This window comes from Streptomyces sp. NPDC002467, assembly GCF_042889825.1.
In the GTDB taxonomy this organism is placed as follows: domain Bacteria; phylum Actinomycetota; class Actinomycetes; order Streptomycetales; family Streptomycetaceae; genus Streptomyces.
Window position 1 is genome coordinate 525,442 of sequence record NZ_JBIARJ010000001.1, and the last position, 14,367, is coordinate 539,808.

General features: G+C 71.6%; 11 protein-coding genes and 1 pseudogene. 5 read left to right on the forward strand and 7 right to left on the reverse strand.

Features of this window, described 5'->3' with window-relative positions:
- Window positions 1-44 precede the first annotated feature (44 nt).
- A complete protein-coding gene (locus ACFYYJ_RS02460; protein WP_389127828.1) occupies window positions 45-950 on the forward strand; it encodes an LLM class flavin-dependent oxidoreductase in 906 nt (301 codons plus the stop codon).
- A gap of 55 nt (window positions 951-1,005) precedes the next feature.
- Here the strand turns inward: ACFYYJ_RS02460 and ACFYYJ_RS02465 are convergent, their stop codons facing one another.
- From ACFYYJ_RS02465 to ACFYYJ_RS02475, 3 genes are all read right to left on the reverse strand, one after another.
- On the reverse strand, window positions 1,006-4,026 hold the full coding sequence (locus tag ACFYYJ_RS02465; protein ID WP_389127830.1) for a tetratricopeptide repeat protein: 3,021 nt from the start codon (window positions 4,024-4,026) through the stop codon (window positions 1,006-1,008).
- Complete coding sequence (locus ACFYYJ_RS02470) at window positions 4,023-5,903, reverse strand: HSP90 family protein (protein ID WP_385357544.1); 1,881 nt, start codon at window positions 5,901-5,903, stop codon at window positions 4,023-4,025. The genes ACFYYJ_RS02465 and ACFYYJ_RS02470 overlap by 4 nt, the downstream gene beginning before the upstream one ends.
- Before the next feature lie 131 nt (window positions 5,904-6,034).
- Window positions 6,035-6,574, reverse strand: a complete 540-nt coding sequence (locus ACFYYJ_RS02475; RefSeq protein ID WP_385125731.1) for an RNA 2'-phosphotransferase — start codon at window positions 6,572-6,574, stop codon at window positions 6,035-6,037.
- Window positions 6,575-6,707: 133 nt separating this feature from the next.
- Between ACFYYJ_RS02475 and ACFYYJ_RS02480 the strand changes: the two genes are divergently transcribed.
- Complete coding sequence (locus tag ACFYYJ_RS02480; RefSeq protein WP_389127833.1) at window positions 6,708-7,469, forward strand: aquaporin; 762 nt, start codon at window positions 6,708-6,710, stop codon at window positions 7,467-7,469.
- Between the two features lie 126 nt (window positions 7,470-7,595).
- On the opposite strand, the gene ACFYYJ_RS02485 is transcribed toward ACFYYJ_RS02480, so the two are convergent.
- From ACFYYJ_RS02485 to ACFYYJ_RS02500, 4 genes and pseudogenes are all read right to left on the reverse strand, one after another.
- Window positions 7,596-8,522 (reverse strand): MerR family transcriptional regulator, encoded by a 927-nt coding sequence (locus tag ACFYYJ_RS02485; RefSeq protein WP_389127835.1) that lies wholly within the window; start codon window positions 8,520-8,522, stop codon window positions 7,596-7,598.
- A gap of 10 nt (window positions 8,523-8,532) precedes the next feature.
- Window positions 8,533-8,712, reverse strand: a pseudogene (locus tag ACFYYJ_RS02490) (metal-dependent hydrolase); the annotation flags it as partial.
- A complete protein-coding gene (locus ACFYYJ_RS02495; protein WP_389127837.1) occupies window positions 8,713-10,521 on the reverse strand; it encodes an SDR family oxidoreductase in 1,809 nt (602 codons plus the stop codon).
- Window positions 10,518-11,375, reverse strand: coding sequence for a M24 family metallopeptidase (locus ACFYYJ_RS02500; RefSeq protein ID WP_384591037.1), 858 nt, complete (start codon window positions 11,373-11,375; stop codon window positions 10,518-10,520). Before ACFYYJ_RS02500 ends, ACFYYJ_RS02495 begins: the two co-directional genes overlap by 4 nt.
- Before the next feature lie 217 nt (window positions 11,376-11,592).
- Here ACFYYJ_RS02500 and ACFYYJ_RS02505 point away from each other — a divergent pair, with 217 nt between their 5' ends.
- From ACFYYJ_RS02505 to ACFYYJ_RS02515, 3 genes are read left to right on the forward strand one after another with little or no spacing between them, the layout of a single operon-like run.
- On the forward strand, window positions 11,593-12,582 hold the full coding sequence (locus ACFYYJ_RS02505) for an ABC transporter ATP-binding protein (protein ID WP_389127840.1): 990 nt from the start codon (window positions 11,593-11,595) through the stop codon (window positions 12,580-12,582).
- Window positions 12,572-13,459, forward strand: coding sequence for an ABC transporter permease (locus tag ACFYYJ_RS02510; protein ID WP_385125721.1), 888 nt, complete (start codon window positions 12,572-12,574; stop codon window positions 13,457-13,459). Before ACFYYJ_RS02505 ends, ACFYYJ_RS02510 begins: the two co-directional genes overlap by 11 nt.
- Window positions 13,456-14,367: an ABC transporter ATP-binding protein gene (locus ACFYYJ_RS02515; RefSeq protein ID WP_385125719.1), complete on the forward strand. Its 912-nt coding sequence runs from the start codon at window positions 13,456-13,458 to the stop codon at window positions 14,365-14,367. Before ACFYYJ_RS02510 ends, ACFYYJ_RS02515 begins: the two co-directional genes overlap by 4 nt.

Here is a 14,367-nt window from a genome sequence, read left to right on the forward strand (position 1 = left end):
GGCGGTGTTTCACGTGAAACACCGCCTCACCGTAGGCTCGACGCATGAGTCTGCGTCTGAGCACGGTGATCCTTCCGGTACGGCGATGGCACGAGGGAGGCCGCGACCAGTGGGTCACGGCCGAGCAGCTCGGCTTCCACACCGCCTACACCTACGACCACCTCTCGTGGCGGTCCTTCCGCGACGGGCCGTGGTTCGGTGCGCTGCCTACGCTGACTGCGGCGGCCACCGCCACCGAGCGGCTGCGCCTGGGCACGCTGGTGACCTCGCCGAACTTCCGGCACCCGGTGACCCTGGCCAAGGAGCTCATCTCCCTCGACGACATCTCCGGCGGCCGGATCACGCTCGGCATCGGCGCGGGTGGCAACGGCTTCGACGCGACCGCGCTGGGCCAGGAGGCCTGGAGTCCGCGTGAGCGGGCGGACCGGTTCGCCGAGTTCGTGCCGCTGCTGGACCGGCTGCTGACCGAGGACGCGGTGACCCACGAGGGGACCTTTTACTCCGCCGAGGAGGCCCGCAACATTCCCGGCTGTGTGCAGCGGCCGAGGCTGCCGTTCGCCGTCGCCGCGACCGGACCGCGGGGCCTGCGGCTCGCAGCCCGCCACGGCCAGGCATGGGTGACCACGGGTGACCCGAAGCTCTTCGAAGAGGGCACGCCCGAGCAGTCCAGGGAGGCTCTGCGCGGGCAGCTCGAACGCCTCCACAAGGCGATGGCGGAGATCGGGCGGGAGTCCGAGCCGATGGAGAAGATCCTTCTGACCGGCTTCACGCCCGAGGCCAACCGGGTGCTGGAGTCCGTGGACGCGTTCGTCGACTTCGCCGGCCGACACCGCGATCTCGGCTTCACGGAGCTGGTGATCCACGCCCCGATCCCGGACTCCGACTTCGCCGCTGACCAGAGCGTCTTCGAGAAGATCGCCACCGAGGGCCTGGCCCAGCTGCAGGGCTGACCGGCCGTCCGCCGCCGCTTCCCGTGCCCGTGCACCGGAAGCGGCGACGCGAGGCTCAGCTCCGCAGCTGCCCGAGCACACGCTCCGCGGAGGGGAGCAGCCAGTCCGGCAGCTCGCCCTCGGGCAGCAGACGCAACTCGTCGATCAGGGCGGAGACGCGGGTGGCACCCGCTTCCGCGTCATCCCGCTCGTGCTCGGTCCACGCGGCGTTGGTCACGCACTGGAACCGGTCGCGCAGATGGTCCGGGCCGAGGTCCGCATAGGTCTGGGCGGCCCGGTCCCACAGCTCGATCTCCTCCACGCGCAGTCCGTCGACCTCCGAGGCGTCGAGCGACGGCTCGGAGCGGTCTTCGTCCTCGAAGCCCTCGCCGTCGTCCTCGTCCTCGTCGTCCTCGTCGTGGGACTGGCCGTTCGCGTTGACGTGCCGGTCGAGTACCTGCGCCAGTTGGTGCCAGGTCTGGGCGAGTTCGGAGTGCAGTGCGGGGTCGCCGGGATTCGCCGCCGAGGCGACTTCCAGCACCGAGGCGGCCTCGTCCATCCGAGCCCGGGCCCGCTCCACGGCCTCCCCCGTGATCTCCTCGCGCAGTCCCAGCCAGGCCAGGGAGCGCAGGATCCGCACCTCGGCGATCGGGGCCCCGCCCGCCCGCCGGTGCAGCGCGAGGGCGCGCTCGTAGGCGGCGACCGCCTCTTCGGGCAGCCCCGCGTCGGAGAGGGTGTCGGCGGCCGACTGCGCGAGGTTCGCCTGCGGGCGGGGGTCCTCCCAGCCCTCGGTCGCTTCCGCGGCGAGCAGGAACTGCTCGGCCGCCGGCCGGAGCTCGTTGAGCCGGCGCAGCAGGTCGCCCAGGAATTCCCGAACGTACACCGCCTGTTGCTCGCCGTGCTCCAGCAGGTCGGGCAGCGTCGACTGCAGGACCTCCGCCGCCTCGGCCGGCCGGTCGCCCTGCGCGTACGCCCGGGCCAGCAGCAGCCGGGCCTGCGCCCCGCCGTCGGCGGTGAGACCGGCCTGGTCGAACCAGTGGGACGCCGCCAGCGCGTGCTCGGCCGTCTCCGCCGCGGCGGTACCCCGACGCAGCAGGACGTCCGCCAGGGTCAGCCGTACGACGCCCTGCGCCTCGGCGTCGATCACCTCGGCGGAGTGCTCCAGAGCGGAACGCGCCGACCGTTCCGCCTCTTCGGGGCGCTCCAACGACATCAGCAGCCCCGCCCTCAGCACGAGGGGGTCCACCGCCTGCCAGGGCCGGCCCGCTCCGACACCCCGCGCGGCGGCTTCGGCCAGCAGGGTCACGGCCCGCTCCGGATCACCCTGCGACAGGGCCACCCGGCCGAGCATCTCCTCGGCGTCCGCGACCAGGTCCGTCAGGGGGGTGTCCCGGTAGGACGCGACGAAGGCGGTCAGTTCGGCGGCGAGCTCACCGTGCCCGTGCTCCTGACCGTGGGCTTCGGCTCCTGCCGCTTCGACCGAGCGCAGGTACGACTCCACACGGATCACGGACAGTTCGGCGAGCGCGATCCGGCGGGTGCGGAGGGGTTCGGCCGGGTCCAGGGCCTCGGCGGCCCGTACGGCCGTCGCCAGCAGCTCCCGGATCCGTGCGGGAGCTGCCCCGGACTGGGCGGCCTCGCTCGCGAGTCGCAGCTCGGCCAGCGCCGCCCGCTCCGTCCGGCCCAGCGCCAGGTACTGGTCCCGGGCCGCGGCGAGCAGCCCGGACGCGTTCTCGGCGCCGCTCCGCGCGGCGGCCAGGGCGCGGTGGTCCGCGAGGTCGGCGCGGACCAGAGGATCGGTCTCCGGCCGTGCGTCCACCCGTACGGCGACCTCGGCCCACAGGGCGTCCGCACCCGGATGTCCCAGGTCGCGGGCGCTGCGGGCCCGTTCCACCAACTCCTCGAAGCCGAGGGTAGGACGGGAGCCGTCTGTTGTCGCCGTCGGTCCGGCCACGGTGGGCGCCTGCGGCTCGGGCTGCGGCAGCACGCTGCCCCGCACGCCCAGCGGGAGCACGTCGACCAGCGGCTGCCGCGCGACCCGCTCCAGGAACCGGTCCGACACGCGGGTGGTGCCGTTGCGGGCGTCGAACTGGCGGGCGATGTCGAGGGCGCCCGCGTGCAGGACCTCGTACAGCTCGGAGACGGTTCGGGGGATCCCCTCGTAGGGGACGGCGGGGAGCCGCCCGTGGCCCAGTTCCTCCAGGCGGCGCAGCAGTACGAGGACGCCCCCGTGGAACGCCAGCCGGTCGTCGACGTTGGCCAGGGGGGTCACGTGCGGGGCGTGTTCGGCCAGGATCTCCAGGCCGCGCGATTCGTTGCCGGTCAGCGCGCAGAACTCGATGTGCCGGCCGACCGAGGGGAGCAGGCTGTCGTTGCCCCGGGCCAGGCGGTAGCCGCGCAGATGGTTCGAGCGGGCCTCGTCGGTCCGGCCGAGCCGCACCAGCGGCAGCAGCGAGGTCGCGAGTACCCGGTGGGGCTCCTCGGCGCAGGTCAGGTCGCCTTCGAGGACCGGCTTCCAGATGTCGAGGGCTTCGGCGTCGTCCCCGTGCAGGACGGCGTACTGTCCCTGGCCGTTGAGCTCGCAGGCACGGCAGTCGCTCATGGTGTCGCGGTCCGCGGCCTGCCAGCGTGCGAAGGCCTGCTCGGCCCGCTCGTCCTGGCCGGTGGCGTGGGCGAGCCAGAGCTCGGCCTCACGGACGGGCCGCTCGCTGTAGCCCGCGGTCCGGTAGCGGCGTTCCATCTCCTCCAGCCATCCCATGGCCGACTCCAGGGGGATCCCGGGGGAGTCGGAGATGGCGGTGGCCACCCACTTGAACTGCCAGAACAGCGAGTGCGCGTCCCAATCGGAGAAGGCGCCGGGGTCCTTGTCGTACTCCTGGAGCAGCCGGGCGAAGGGCACCAGCATCTTCGAGGACTCGGAGCTGTAGAGGTAGGCGTTGATCAGGTTGTCCAGGGCCTCGCGGAACAGGGCCCGGTCATCGCTCGCCTCGGCCGCCCCGGCCAGTGCCTCGGCGTGCGCGTTGCGCGCGGAGCCGTTCGGCGCTTCCCGGTTCTCGGCCAGACCCCGCACGATGTCCTCGCGCGTCATGGTCGTCACTTCTGGTCCTCCTGGGCGTCGCGGGCGTCGGTGTCGTCGACGGCGGGGGCCGTCGGGTGGGTCGCCCACTCCAGGAGCCCGAGGAAGGCCCGGTTGAGCAGGGTCGAGTCGGCCGGGCGCAGCGGCCGCTGGGACATCAGCAGGGCCTGTCCGTACAGCGATTCGACGGCGGTGCCGGTCAGCGCCTCGTCGGGGAGGGCGGAGATCCTGCGGATCAGCGGGTTGTTGTGGTTGAGGACCAGGCGTGCGCGGGGTGCGGAGCCGCGCAGCGCGCCGAGGATGCCGCTCCACAGGGAGTCGGCGCTCTCCAGTGCGGCGGTCCGGTCGCGTTCCTGGCGGGCCTGGCGGTCGTCGAGGTAGAGCGCGGGGACGGCGACGGGCTGGAAGGCGCGCAGCACCACGTCACAGCCCTGGGGTTCCAGGCGGGTGCGGGCGGTGGCGAGGAAGGGGGCGAGGGCCAGTTCGGCGGAGGTCGGAACCGGGTCGAGCCGCTCGGTGACGGCTCCGGCGTCGAGTTCGGTGACCTTCAACTCCGGGCGTACGGAGGGCAGCAGGGCCAGCAGGTCGGCGTCGTAGGTGTAGCCGGCGTTGATGACGCCGAGGCCGTGGGCCGCGGCGATCGGGGCGATCTGGCGGAACTCCTCGACGGTGCGCGTGAAGTGGATGTCGGTGTGGGCGGCCGCGAATTCCTGGAGGCTCATCGAGCCGTCGCTGGTCTCGAACGGCAGCCACGGCAGCATCAGTCCGAGCAGTTCGGAGTCGTGCCGGGCCATGGACTTCACACCGAGGTGGTGGACGCGGAGGAAGGCGGCCAGGCGTTCCGGGTCGCTCGCCGCGAGCTCGGCGAGCCAGCCGCGCACGCGGGATCCGAGGGCCTCGCGTACGGCGGAGAGGGTCTCGTCGTCGTACAGGTTCTCGCGGGAGGCGGTGGGGCGCAGGGTGTCCGTGTCGAGGACGACGCGCACGAAGAACGCCCAGTCGGGCAGCAGGTTGTCGGCCCGGTCGGTCAGCAGCATGCCCTTGAGGTGGACGCGGTGTCCGGCCCGGTGGGCGGGGCTGGTCGGCTCGGGGAGCACGTACGCGACTCCGCGCACCCCGGCGACGGGCAGGTCGAGGTCGATGCTGTCGAGCGGGGTGAAACCGAAGAGCGCGGAGCAGTGTCCGGCGAGTGCGACGCGGCGGGCGGCAGGGGTGGGGAAGGGCCGGTCCCACACGGCGGGCAGGTCGGTGATCGGGCGCGGCTCGCCGCCCTGGCCGTCGTCGAAGGTGATGTCGTACGGGAGGAGGGAGCCGTAGTCGCGGGCCAGTTGCTCGACCTTGGCAGGTACGGTCCATTCCGCGGCGCCGGGGCGGGCTTCCAGAACCACGGTGGTGCCGGGCTCCGGGCGTGCCTCGTGGGGCAGTTCGCGGACCGTGTACGAGCCGTCGTCCGTGGCCAGCCATTCGACGGGTGCGGCGTGGGGGTCGCGGGCGGAGCGGGTGACGACGCGGATCCGGCGGGCGACGACGAAGCAGGCGAGGAGTCCGATGCCGAACTGGCCCAGGAACTCGCGGCGGGCGGCCTCCAGTCCGTGGTCGCCGCCGCGCTTGGAGCTGCGGCCGATGGTGGCGAGGAGGGAGTGGGCCTCGGCGGCCGTCAGGCCGATGCCGCTGTCCTCGATGGTCACCCGGCCGCCGGTGGCCGACAGCCGGATGCGGACCTGCGCGCCGGGGTCGAGGGCGTGGCGGGCGGTGACCGCGTCCACGGCGTTCTGCAGGAGTTCGCGGACGTAGACGCGCGGGCTGGAGTAGAGGTGGTGGGAGAGGAGGTCCACCAGGCCGCGCAGATCTACCTGAAAGCTGTGGGATTCGGTTTCGGTTTCGGATTCGGACGTCATGGTGCGTCACCTCGCGTGCGTGCATGGTTGGTTCGGTGATCGCGAGGTGCCCCCCCTCACGGATCCCGGAGTGGGACACACATTAGGGGGATGGTCCGACAATCTCAGCGTGAATTCCCTCGGCCCCCGCGTTACCGGAAGCGCAGGAAACGCGGGGGTACGGAGTCGACCAGCCACACGCCGTTGGCGCTGATCATGAAGACGTGGCCGGCCTCGCGCATGGCCGCGGCGTCCACGCCGAGCACCACCGGCCGGCCGCGCCGGGCGCCGACCCGGGTGGCGGTCTCCCGGTCGGGGGACAGGTGTACGTGGTGGCGGGCCATGGGGCGCAGGCCCTCGGCACGGATGGCGTCCAGGGCGGCGGCGACGGTGCCGTGGTAGAGGTACGCGGGCGGCTCGGCCTCCGGAAGATCGAGGTCCACGGGAACGGTGTGGCCCTGGCTGGCGCGGATCCGGGTGCCGTCGACGGCGAACCGCTTCTTGTCGTTGGCGGCGACGACGTGGTCGAGCTCGGCGCGGGTGAAAGGGAACCCGTGCGCGGTCGCCGCACGCAGAAGATCGTCGATCTCCACCCAGCCGTGCGGATCGAGCACCAGTCCGATCCGTTCCGGCTGATGGCGCAGGTGTTTCGAGACGTATTTGGAGACCTTGACCGTGCGTCTTTCATCCATACGCCCAGCGTGCCGGGTGGAGGACCTTCCGAAAAGGGATTTTCGTGGTACCCGGAGGCGCCGGACACCGCTATCGTTTTTCCAAGATACGGAATATCTTTTCCGCTGCCACTTCTGCCCAGGGGGAGAAAACATGACAGCCCGTACCTCTCTGCCACGCCGCGCAGCCGCCGAGATCATCGGAACCGCCGGTCTCCTCGTGGTCGTGATCGGTTCCGGAATCAAGGCCGCCCAGCTCAGCGCCGACACGGGCGTGGCCCTCATCGCCAACTCGCTGGCCTCGGCCATCGGCCTCGGGCTGATCATCACCCTCCTCGGGCCGCTGTCCGGCGCCCACCTCAACCCGGTGGTCACCCTGACCAGCTGGTGGGCCCGGCGCACGGGCGGCGACGGGCTCACCGGCCGGGACGCGCTCGTCTACACCGCGTCCCAGACCGCGGGGGCCATCAGCGGCGCCGTCCTCGCCGAGCTCATGTTCGGCAGGACCCCGGGCGCCTTCGCCACCCAGGTCCGCGACGGCGGGAACCTGCTCCTCGGCGAGGTGATCGCCACCGCCGGGCTCGTCCTGGTCATCCAGGGCCTGGGGCGCATCGGGCGCCCGAAGCTCATCCCGGCCGCGGTCGCCGCGTACATCGCCGCCGCGATCTGGTTCACCTCCTCCGGGTCCTTCGCCAACCCGGCCGGCACCATCGGGCGCTCCTTCAGCGACTCCTTCACGGGCATCGCGCCGGAGTCCCTCCCCGGGTTCGTGGCCGCCCAGCTGATCGGCGGGGTCCTGGGTCTCGCCCTCGCGAGCATCCTCTACGGGAGCGCGCGCACCACCAGGACGGTGCCGGCCGAGATCGCGCCGACCGCCACCTCCCCGGCCAAGGGCGAGTTCGAGACCATCGGTTGAGACGCCGGCTCCGTTGCCCACAGGCGAAGTGGACTTGTCCACAGCCGATTGGGCTGGTTTTGACGGCAAACGAGTGATCCGCCCTGTGGACTACTGAACGGGCGGACGCACATCCTTCCGTACGCCCTACGGCGTGCCCTGGCGCTCACCCCTGCGCGCCAGATCGTTCATCGTCCGGGCCTGCAGCTCCCGCTCGGTCGCCGCCCGGACGAACTCGGCGACGTGTTCCGCGCCGACCAGCTCCTGCACCGCCCGGACCGTCCCGGCCGGCAGCACCACCGGTGAGGGACCCGACGGCTGGGGCGTCCCGGACGCCCCCAAGTGCCGCTGGAGGTGCCGTGTGGCGAACAGCCGCATCGCCCGCGCCAGCTCCGCGTCCACCGTCTGCTGGGCCAGTGGCCGCAGCCGCCGCACCATCGTCGCCGCCTCCGCCGCGTCCGCGTCGGTCGGCGGGACCTGCCCGAGGTAGCGCGCGAAGACGTGCTCGGTGGTGAACTCCAGGAACCGCGAGGCGATGTGCTCGACCTGCCCGCGCAGTTCCCGCAGGTGCCCGGTGATCGCCGACAGCGGCACACCCGCCGCGTACAGCTCGGCGGCCACGGCAAGCTCCTGCGGGGAGGGCACCAGGAACTGGTCCGGGCGGCCCGGGATCCGCTCCAGCACCCCCAGCTCGCACGCCTCGCCCACGGCGTCGTCGTCGGGCCTTCCGCCGAACCGCTCGTTCAGCTCCTCCCGGGTGATCCGCGCGGCCTCCTCGTCGGTCCACGGCCCGTGCACCTCGGCGACCAGCCCCAGTACGCCGCCCAGCCCGCGCCCGGCGTCCCAGGCCTCCAGCAGTTCCTTGATGGAGGCCAGGGTGTAGCCGCGGTCCAACAGGTCCGCGATCTGGCGCAGCCGCGCCAGATGCGTGTCCCGGTAGACGTTGGAGCGGCCCCGCCGCTCCGGCTTCGGCAGCAGCCCGCGGTCCTGGTACGCACGGATCGTGCGCACCGTGGCCCCGCTGTGGTGCGCCAGATCCTCGATCCTGTACTCGGCTACCGCCTGATCGGACAATCCCGGCTCCCTACGACATCGCGGCTCGGCCGACCGCGCCCGCCGCGGCCCGGGCGGCGGGTGAGGCCGCAAGGTGCTCGACCGCCCTGCGCAGCGAGCCCTCCTGCGAGGGATGGTACGACCGCCGGATGTAGGGGGGTATGGCCGTGCCGAGCTCTCTCCTCGTGGGGAGCGGCCCGTTGGCCACCGCTCACAGCCGGGGCTCCAGCCTCGCGATCCGCCGCAGGGTGCGCGGCGCGAAGCGGGACATCCACAGGGCGCCCTTGGACTCCGGAGTCACCGGCACCACCGCCTCGTTGCGCACCACGGCCCGCAGGATCGCGTCGGCGACCTTCTCCGGCGGGAAGTTGCGCAGCCCGTACAGCCGCGAGGAGCGTTCCTGGCGGCGCTTCTCCTCGGCCGCGTCCACCCCGGCGAAGCGTGAGGTGGCGGTGATGTTGGTGTTGACGATGCCGGGGCAGATCGCCGAGACGCCGATCGACTTGGAGGCCAGTTCGGCGCGCAGGCACTCCGACAGCATCAGGACCGCGGCCTTCGACGTGCTGTAGGCGGGCAGGGTCCGCGAGGGGAGGTAGGCGGCGGCGGAGGCGGTGTTGACGATGTGTCCGCCCTGGCCGCGCTCGGCCATCTGCTTCCCGAATATCCGGCAGCCGTGGATGACCCCCCACAGATTGACGTCGAGGACCTTCTTCCAGTCCTCGGCGCTGGTGTCGAGGAAGGACCCGGACAGGCCGATCCCGGCGTTGTTGACCAGGACGTCCACGATCCCGTACTCGGCGGCGACCTTCGCGGCGAGCTTCTCCATCGCCTGCTCGTCGCTGACGTCCACGCACTCGCCCCAGGCCTCCGGGGCGCCGACGAGGCGGGCCATGTCGGCCGTGCGCGTCGCGCCCTCGCCGTCCCGGTCCACGGCCACCACGCGGGCCCCGGCCTCGGCGAAGGCGAAGGCGGTGGCCCGGCCGATGCCACTGGCCGCGCCGGTCACCAGCACCAGTTGGCCGCCGAAGCGATCGGCGTACTTGCCCGGGGCCTTCAGCTCCGGTGCGCGGGTCGCCGGTTCCTCCCGGGCCGTGACGAACTCGGTGACCCAGGCGGCCAGCTGGTCGGGGCGGGTCCGCGGAACCCAGTGCTTGGCGGGCAGCGTCCGGCGCAGCAGGTCCGGGGCCCACCGCTCCAGGTCGTCGTAGAGCCGCTCCGAGAGGAAGGCGTCCCCGGTCGGGGTGATCAGCTGCACCGGGGCGTGCGCGAAGGCGTCCGTGCGGGGCCGGCGCAGGCGGGGGCGTACGTTGTCCCGGTAGAGCCAGGCCCCGTGCGCCGCGTCCGAGGGCAGCGAGGCCGTCGGGTAGGAACCGGAGGGGATCTTCTCGACGCGCTCCAGCATCTTCGGCCACCGCTTGCCGAGGGGCCCGCGCCAGGCGAGCTCCGGCAGCACGGGCGTGTGCAGCATGTAGACGTACCAGGACTTGGCGCCCTGGCCGAGCAGCTGCGCCGCCCGGCGCGGGGTGGGCCGCGACATCCGCTTCTTGATCCAGTGCCCGAAGTGGTCGAGGGAGGGCCCCGACACCGAGGTGAAGGAGGCGATGCGGCCCTCGGTGCGGGCGACCGTCGCGAACTCCCAGCCCTGTACCGAGCCCCAGTCGTGGCCGACCAGGTGCACCGGCCGGTCGGGGCTGACCGCGTCCGCCACGGCCAGGAAGTCGTCGGTCAACTTCTCCAGGGTGAAGCCGCCGCGCAGCGGCTGCGGCGCGCTGGAGCGCCCGTGGCCTCGCACGTCGTACAGCACAACGTGGAAGCGTTCGGCGAGCCGCTCGGCCACCTCCGACCAGACCTCCTTGCTGTCCGGATAGCCGTGCACCAGCACCACGGTCGGCCGGTCGCTCTCGCCGAGCTCGACGACGCACAGTTCGATGCCGCCGGTACTCACCCGGCGCTCGCGCGCGCCGGCCAGTGCCGCCGCGCCCGCTCCGCCGGCGCCGTTCATACGGTTCATGCCGCTCATGCTGCCTTCTCCTCGGCCCAGCGCCGCACGTGCGGCAGATCGTCGTCCAGCCAGAACGCGCTCTCCTCGGGATCCCGGGAGTCGGTGACGACCAGGATCTCCTCGAACTTCGCCCCCGTGCCCCGGAAGCCCAGATGCGGCTCCACCGCCCACAGGCCGGGCTGCGGCGCGTGGTCGGAGAAGTGGTACGGGCTCCACAGCGGGGACCAGCCCTCACGGTGTCCGTGCAGGGCGTCACTGGCCAGCCCCTTGAGGGACTGCGTGCCGAAACCGAACGCGGTCGGCGACCAGCGCCGCTCCTTGACCCGGTCGATCTTGTGGGCGATGACGCCGAAGGGATACGCGCGGTGCCGGTTGGCGTACCCCTGCCGGGTCATCAGCCGCTCGACGTTCTCGTAGATCTCGCGCAGCGACCGGCGCTCGCGCACCTGCTCCAGGATCAGCACCCGGTGTTCGCGCAGGTCGGACATGAGCCGGTCCTGCACCGGATTGAGCCCGAGGCTGCCCGAGTACCCGATGTCGGCCGCGTACCCCTTGTAGACCGGGGCCATGTCGAGGATGAACGGCATCCCCGGCTCCAGCTTCCGGTTGGTGGGGAAGAACTGGAGCGGGATCTTGAAGTTCACGAACGCGGTGCGGTCACCGAACCAGGCGAACGGCAGGTGGAACCAGTCCCGTACGCCCCGCTCGCGCAGCCACTCGCGCTGCATGCGCGCGGCCTCGCGCTCGGTCACCCCGGGCCGCAGTTGGGCCGCGACGGCCTCCGCGCACTCGTAGGAGAGGCGTTGCACTTCCCTGAACCCGCGCAGGTCGGTGTCGAGCCGCGCGGTGCGTTGCTTGGTGTCCCCAGCCATGCCAGCAGTCCCGTCCCTGTAGCCGTACGCGCCCGTAAGTTGACACTGATGAATGTGACAATGGCTGGAGATCACGTCAAGGCCCGTGCACGGACCTGTGGACAAACTTGTCCGGGTCACATCAGCCTCCAGTACGGGTGCATACGCCGGAAGGCGGAGACCGGATACAGCTCAAGGTCTGACGATTCACGAGGCCCACGCCACTAACGTCGAACCCGTGACTGTCATCGCGACCGAAAGCCTGAGCAAGCGGTACCCCCGAGTGACCGCCCTCGACCGGCTCTCCCTGGACATCGGGCCCGGCGTGACCGGCCTCGTGGGCGCCAACGGAGCCGGCAAGTCCACGCTGATCAAGATCCTGCTGGGACTGTCCCCCGCCACCGAGGGCAGCGCCGCCGTGCTCGGCCTCGACGTCAATACGCATGGCAGCGCCATCCGTGAACGCGTCGGCTACATGCCCGAGCACGACTGCCTGCCGGCCGACGTGTCGGCCACCGAGTTCGTCGTCCACATGGCCCGCATGTCCGGGCTGCCACCGACCGCCGCCCGCGAGCGCACGGCCGACACCCTGCGCCACGTCGGGCTGTACGAGGAGCGCTACCGCCCCATCGGCGGCTACTCCACCGGCATGAAGCAGCGCGTCAAGCTCGCCCAGGCGCTGGTCCACGACCCCCAGCTGGTCCTCCTCGACGAGCCGACCAACGGCCTGGACCCGGTCGGCCGCGACGAGATGCTCGGCTTGATCCGGCGCGTCTACACCGACTTCGGCATCTCCGTCCTGGTCACCTCCCACCTCCTCGGCGAGCTGGAGCGGACCTGCGACCACGTCGTGGTCGTCGACGGCGGCAAGCTGCTGCGCTCCAGCTCCACCAGCGACTTCACCCAGACCACCACGACCCTCGCGGTCGAGGTCACCGACACCGACGCCCACCCGGACGGCACCGCCGCCCTGCGCAAGGCACTCGGGGCGGCCGGCCTCACCCTCCACGCGGGCGAGGAGCAGGGCCTGCCCGGCGCCGGCCACATCCTCCTCGTCGAGGCCACCGACGAGCGGGCGTACGACACCGTCCGCGACACCGTCGCCGACCTCGGCCTCGGCCTGGTCCGCATGGAGCAGCGCCGCCACCACATCGCGGAAGTCTTCCGCGACAACGACCAGCCCGCGCACCTCCTCCAGCAGAAGGGAGCCGGTTCCGATGGCGCCTGACACCTCGACCCAGATCCACAACATCGGCTACCGGTCCTATGACGGGCCCCGGCTCGGCCGCGGCTACGCCCGCAAGTCGCTGTACTCGCAGTCCCTGCGCGGCGCCTACGGACTGGGCCGCTCCGCCAAGTCCAAGGTCCTCCCGATGATCCTCTTCGCGGTGATGTGCGTTCCCGCGCTGATCCTCGTCGCGGTCGCGATCAACCTGCCCGGCTCCACCAGCCTGCCGATCAAGTACACGACGTACGCCGTGACCACGCAGGTGATCGTCTACCTCTACCTCGCCTCACAGGCCCCGCAGTCCGTCTCGCGGGACCTGCGCTTCAAGACGGTGCCGCTCTACTTCTCACGGCCCATCGAACGCGTCGACTACGTCGTGGCCAAGTTCGCCGCCATGGCCTCGGCCCTGTTCGTCCTCACGGCCACCCCACTGCTGATCATGTGGATCGGCTCGCTCCTGGCGAAGTTCGACTTCGCCGAACAGACCAAGGGATTCGGGCAGGGACTGGTGTCGGTTCTGCTGCTGTCGCTGCTCTTCGCAGGCCTCGGCCTCGTCATGGCCGCGCTCACCCCGCGCCGCGGTTTCGGCGTCGCCGCCGTCATCGCCCTGCTGCTCATTCCCTACGGTGCGGTCACCGCGGTGCAGGGCGTCGCCTACTCCACCGGGAACACCGGAGCCATCGAGTGGATGGGCCTGTTCTCCCCGATCACCCTCATCGACGGCTTCCAGACCGCCTTCCTCGGTGCCGACTCCGCCTTCCCCGGCGGTGAGGGTCCCTCGGCCGGTGCCGGTGTCGCCTACCTGCTCGTCATCCTCGCCCTCATCGCCGGCTCCTACGCCGCTCTGATGGCCCGCTACCGGAAGGCCGGGCTGTGACAGTCATCGACATCGACCACACCTCACGCTGGTTCGGGAACGTCGTCGCCGTCAACGACGTGACCATGCGCATCGGCCCGGGCGTCACCGGACTGCTCGGCCCCAACGGCGCCGGCAAGTCCACGCTCATCAACATGATGGGCGGCTTCCTCGCCCCCTCCACGGGCACCGTCACCCTCGACGGCGCACCGATCTGGCAGAACGAGCAGGTCTACAAGCACGTGGGCGTCGTACCCGAGCGCGAGGCCATGTACGACTTCCTCACCGGCCGTGAGTTCGTCGTCGCCAACGCCGAACTGCACGGCCTCGACGACGCGGCCGCCCAGCGGGCACTCGCCACCGTCGAGATGGAGTACGCCCAGGACCGCAAGATCTCCACGTACTCCAAGGGCATGCGCCAGCGCGTCAAGATGGCCTCCGCGCTCGTCCACGACCCGTCCGTGCTGCTCCTGGACGAGCCGTTCAACGGCATGGACCCGCGCCAGCGCATGCAGCTGATGGACCTCCTGCGGCGCATGGGCGACGAGGGACGCACCGTCCTGTTCTCCTCCCACATCCTGGAGGAGGTCGAGCAACTCGCCTCGCACATCGAGGTTGTCGTCGCCGGTCGGCACGCGGCCTCCGGCGACTTCCGCAAGATCCGCCGCCTCATGACGGACCGCCCGCACCGCTACCTGGTCCGCTCCTCCGACGACCGGGCCCTCGCCGCGGCCCTGATCGCCGACCCCTCCACCGCCGGCATCGAGGTCGACGTGAAGGAAGGCGCGCTGCGCATCCAGGCCGTCGACTTCGGCCGGTTCACCGAACTGCTGCCCCGGGTGGCCCGGGAACACGGCATCCGCCTCATGACGGTCTCGCCCTCCGACGAGTCCCTCGAGTCGGTCTTCTCCTACCTCGTCGCGGCCTGA

Excerpts from the sequence above, each read along its gene's own strand:
- ACFYYJ_RS02510 (WP_385125721.1), top strand. The coding sequence starts at position 12,572 with ATGGCGCCTGACACCTCGACCCAGATCCACAACATCGGCTACCGGTCC.
- ACFYYJ_RS02460 (WP_389127828.1), top strand. The coding sequence starts at position 45 with ATGAGTCTGCGTCTGAGCACGGTGATCCTTCCGGTACGGCGATGGCAC.
- ACFYYJ_RS02480 (WP_389127833.1), top strand. The coding sequence starts at position 6,708 with ATGACAGCCCGTACCTCTCTGCCACGCCGCGCAGCCGCCGAGATCATC.
- ACFYYJ_RS02475 (WP_385125731.1), bottom strand. The coding sequence starts at position 6,574 with ATGGATGAAAGACGCACGGTCAAGGTCTCCAAATACGTCTCGAAACAC.
- ACFYYJ_RS02500 (WP_384591037.1), bottom strand. The coding sequence starts at position 11,375 with ATGGCTGGGGACACCAAGCAACGCACCGCGCGGCTCGACACCGACCTG.
- ACFYYJ_RS02495 (WP_389127837.1), bottom strand. The coding sequence starts at position 10,521 with ATGAGCGGCATGAACCGTATGAACGGCGCCGGCGGAGCGGGCGCGGCG.
- ACFYYJ_RS02470 (WP_385357544.1), bottom strand. The coding sequence starts at position 5,903 with ATGACGTCCGAATCCGAAACCGAAACCGAATCCCACAGCTTTCAGGTA.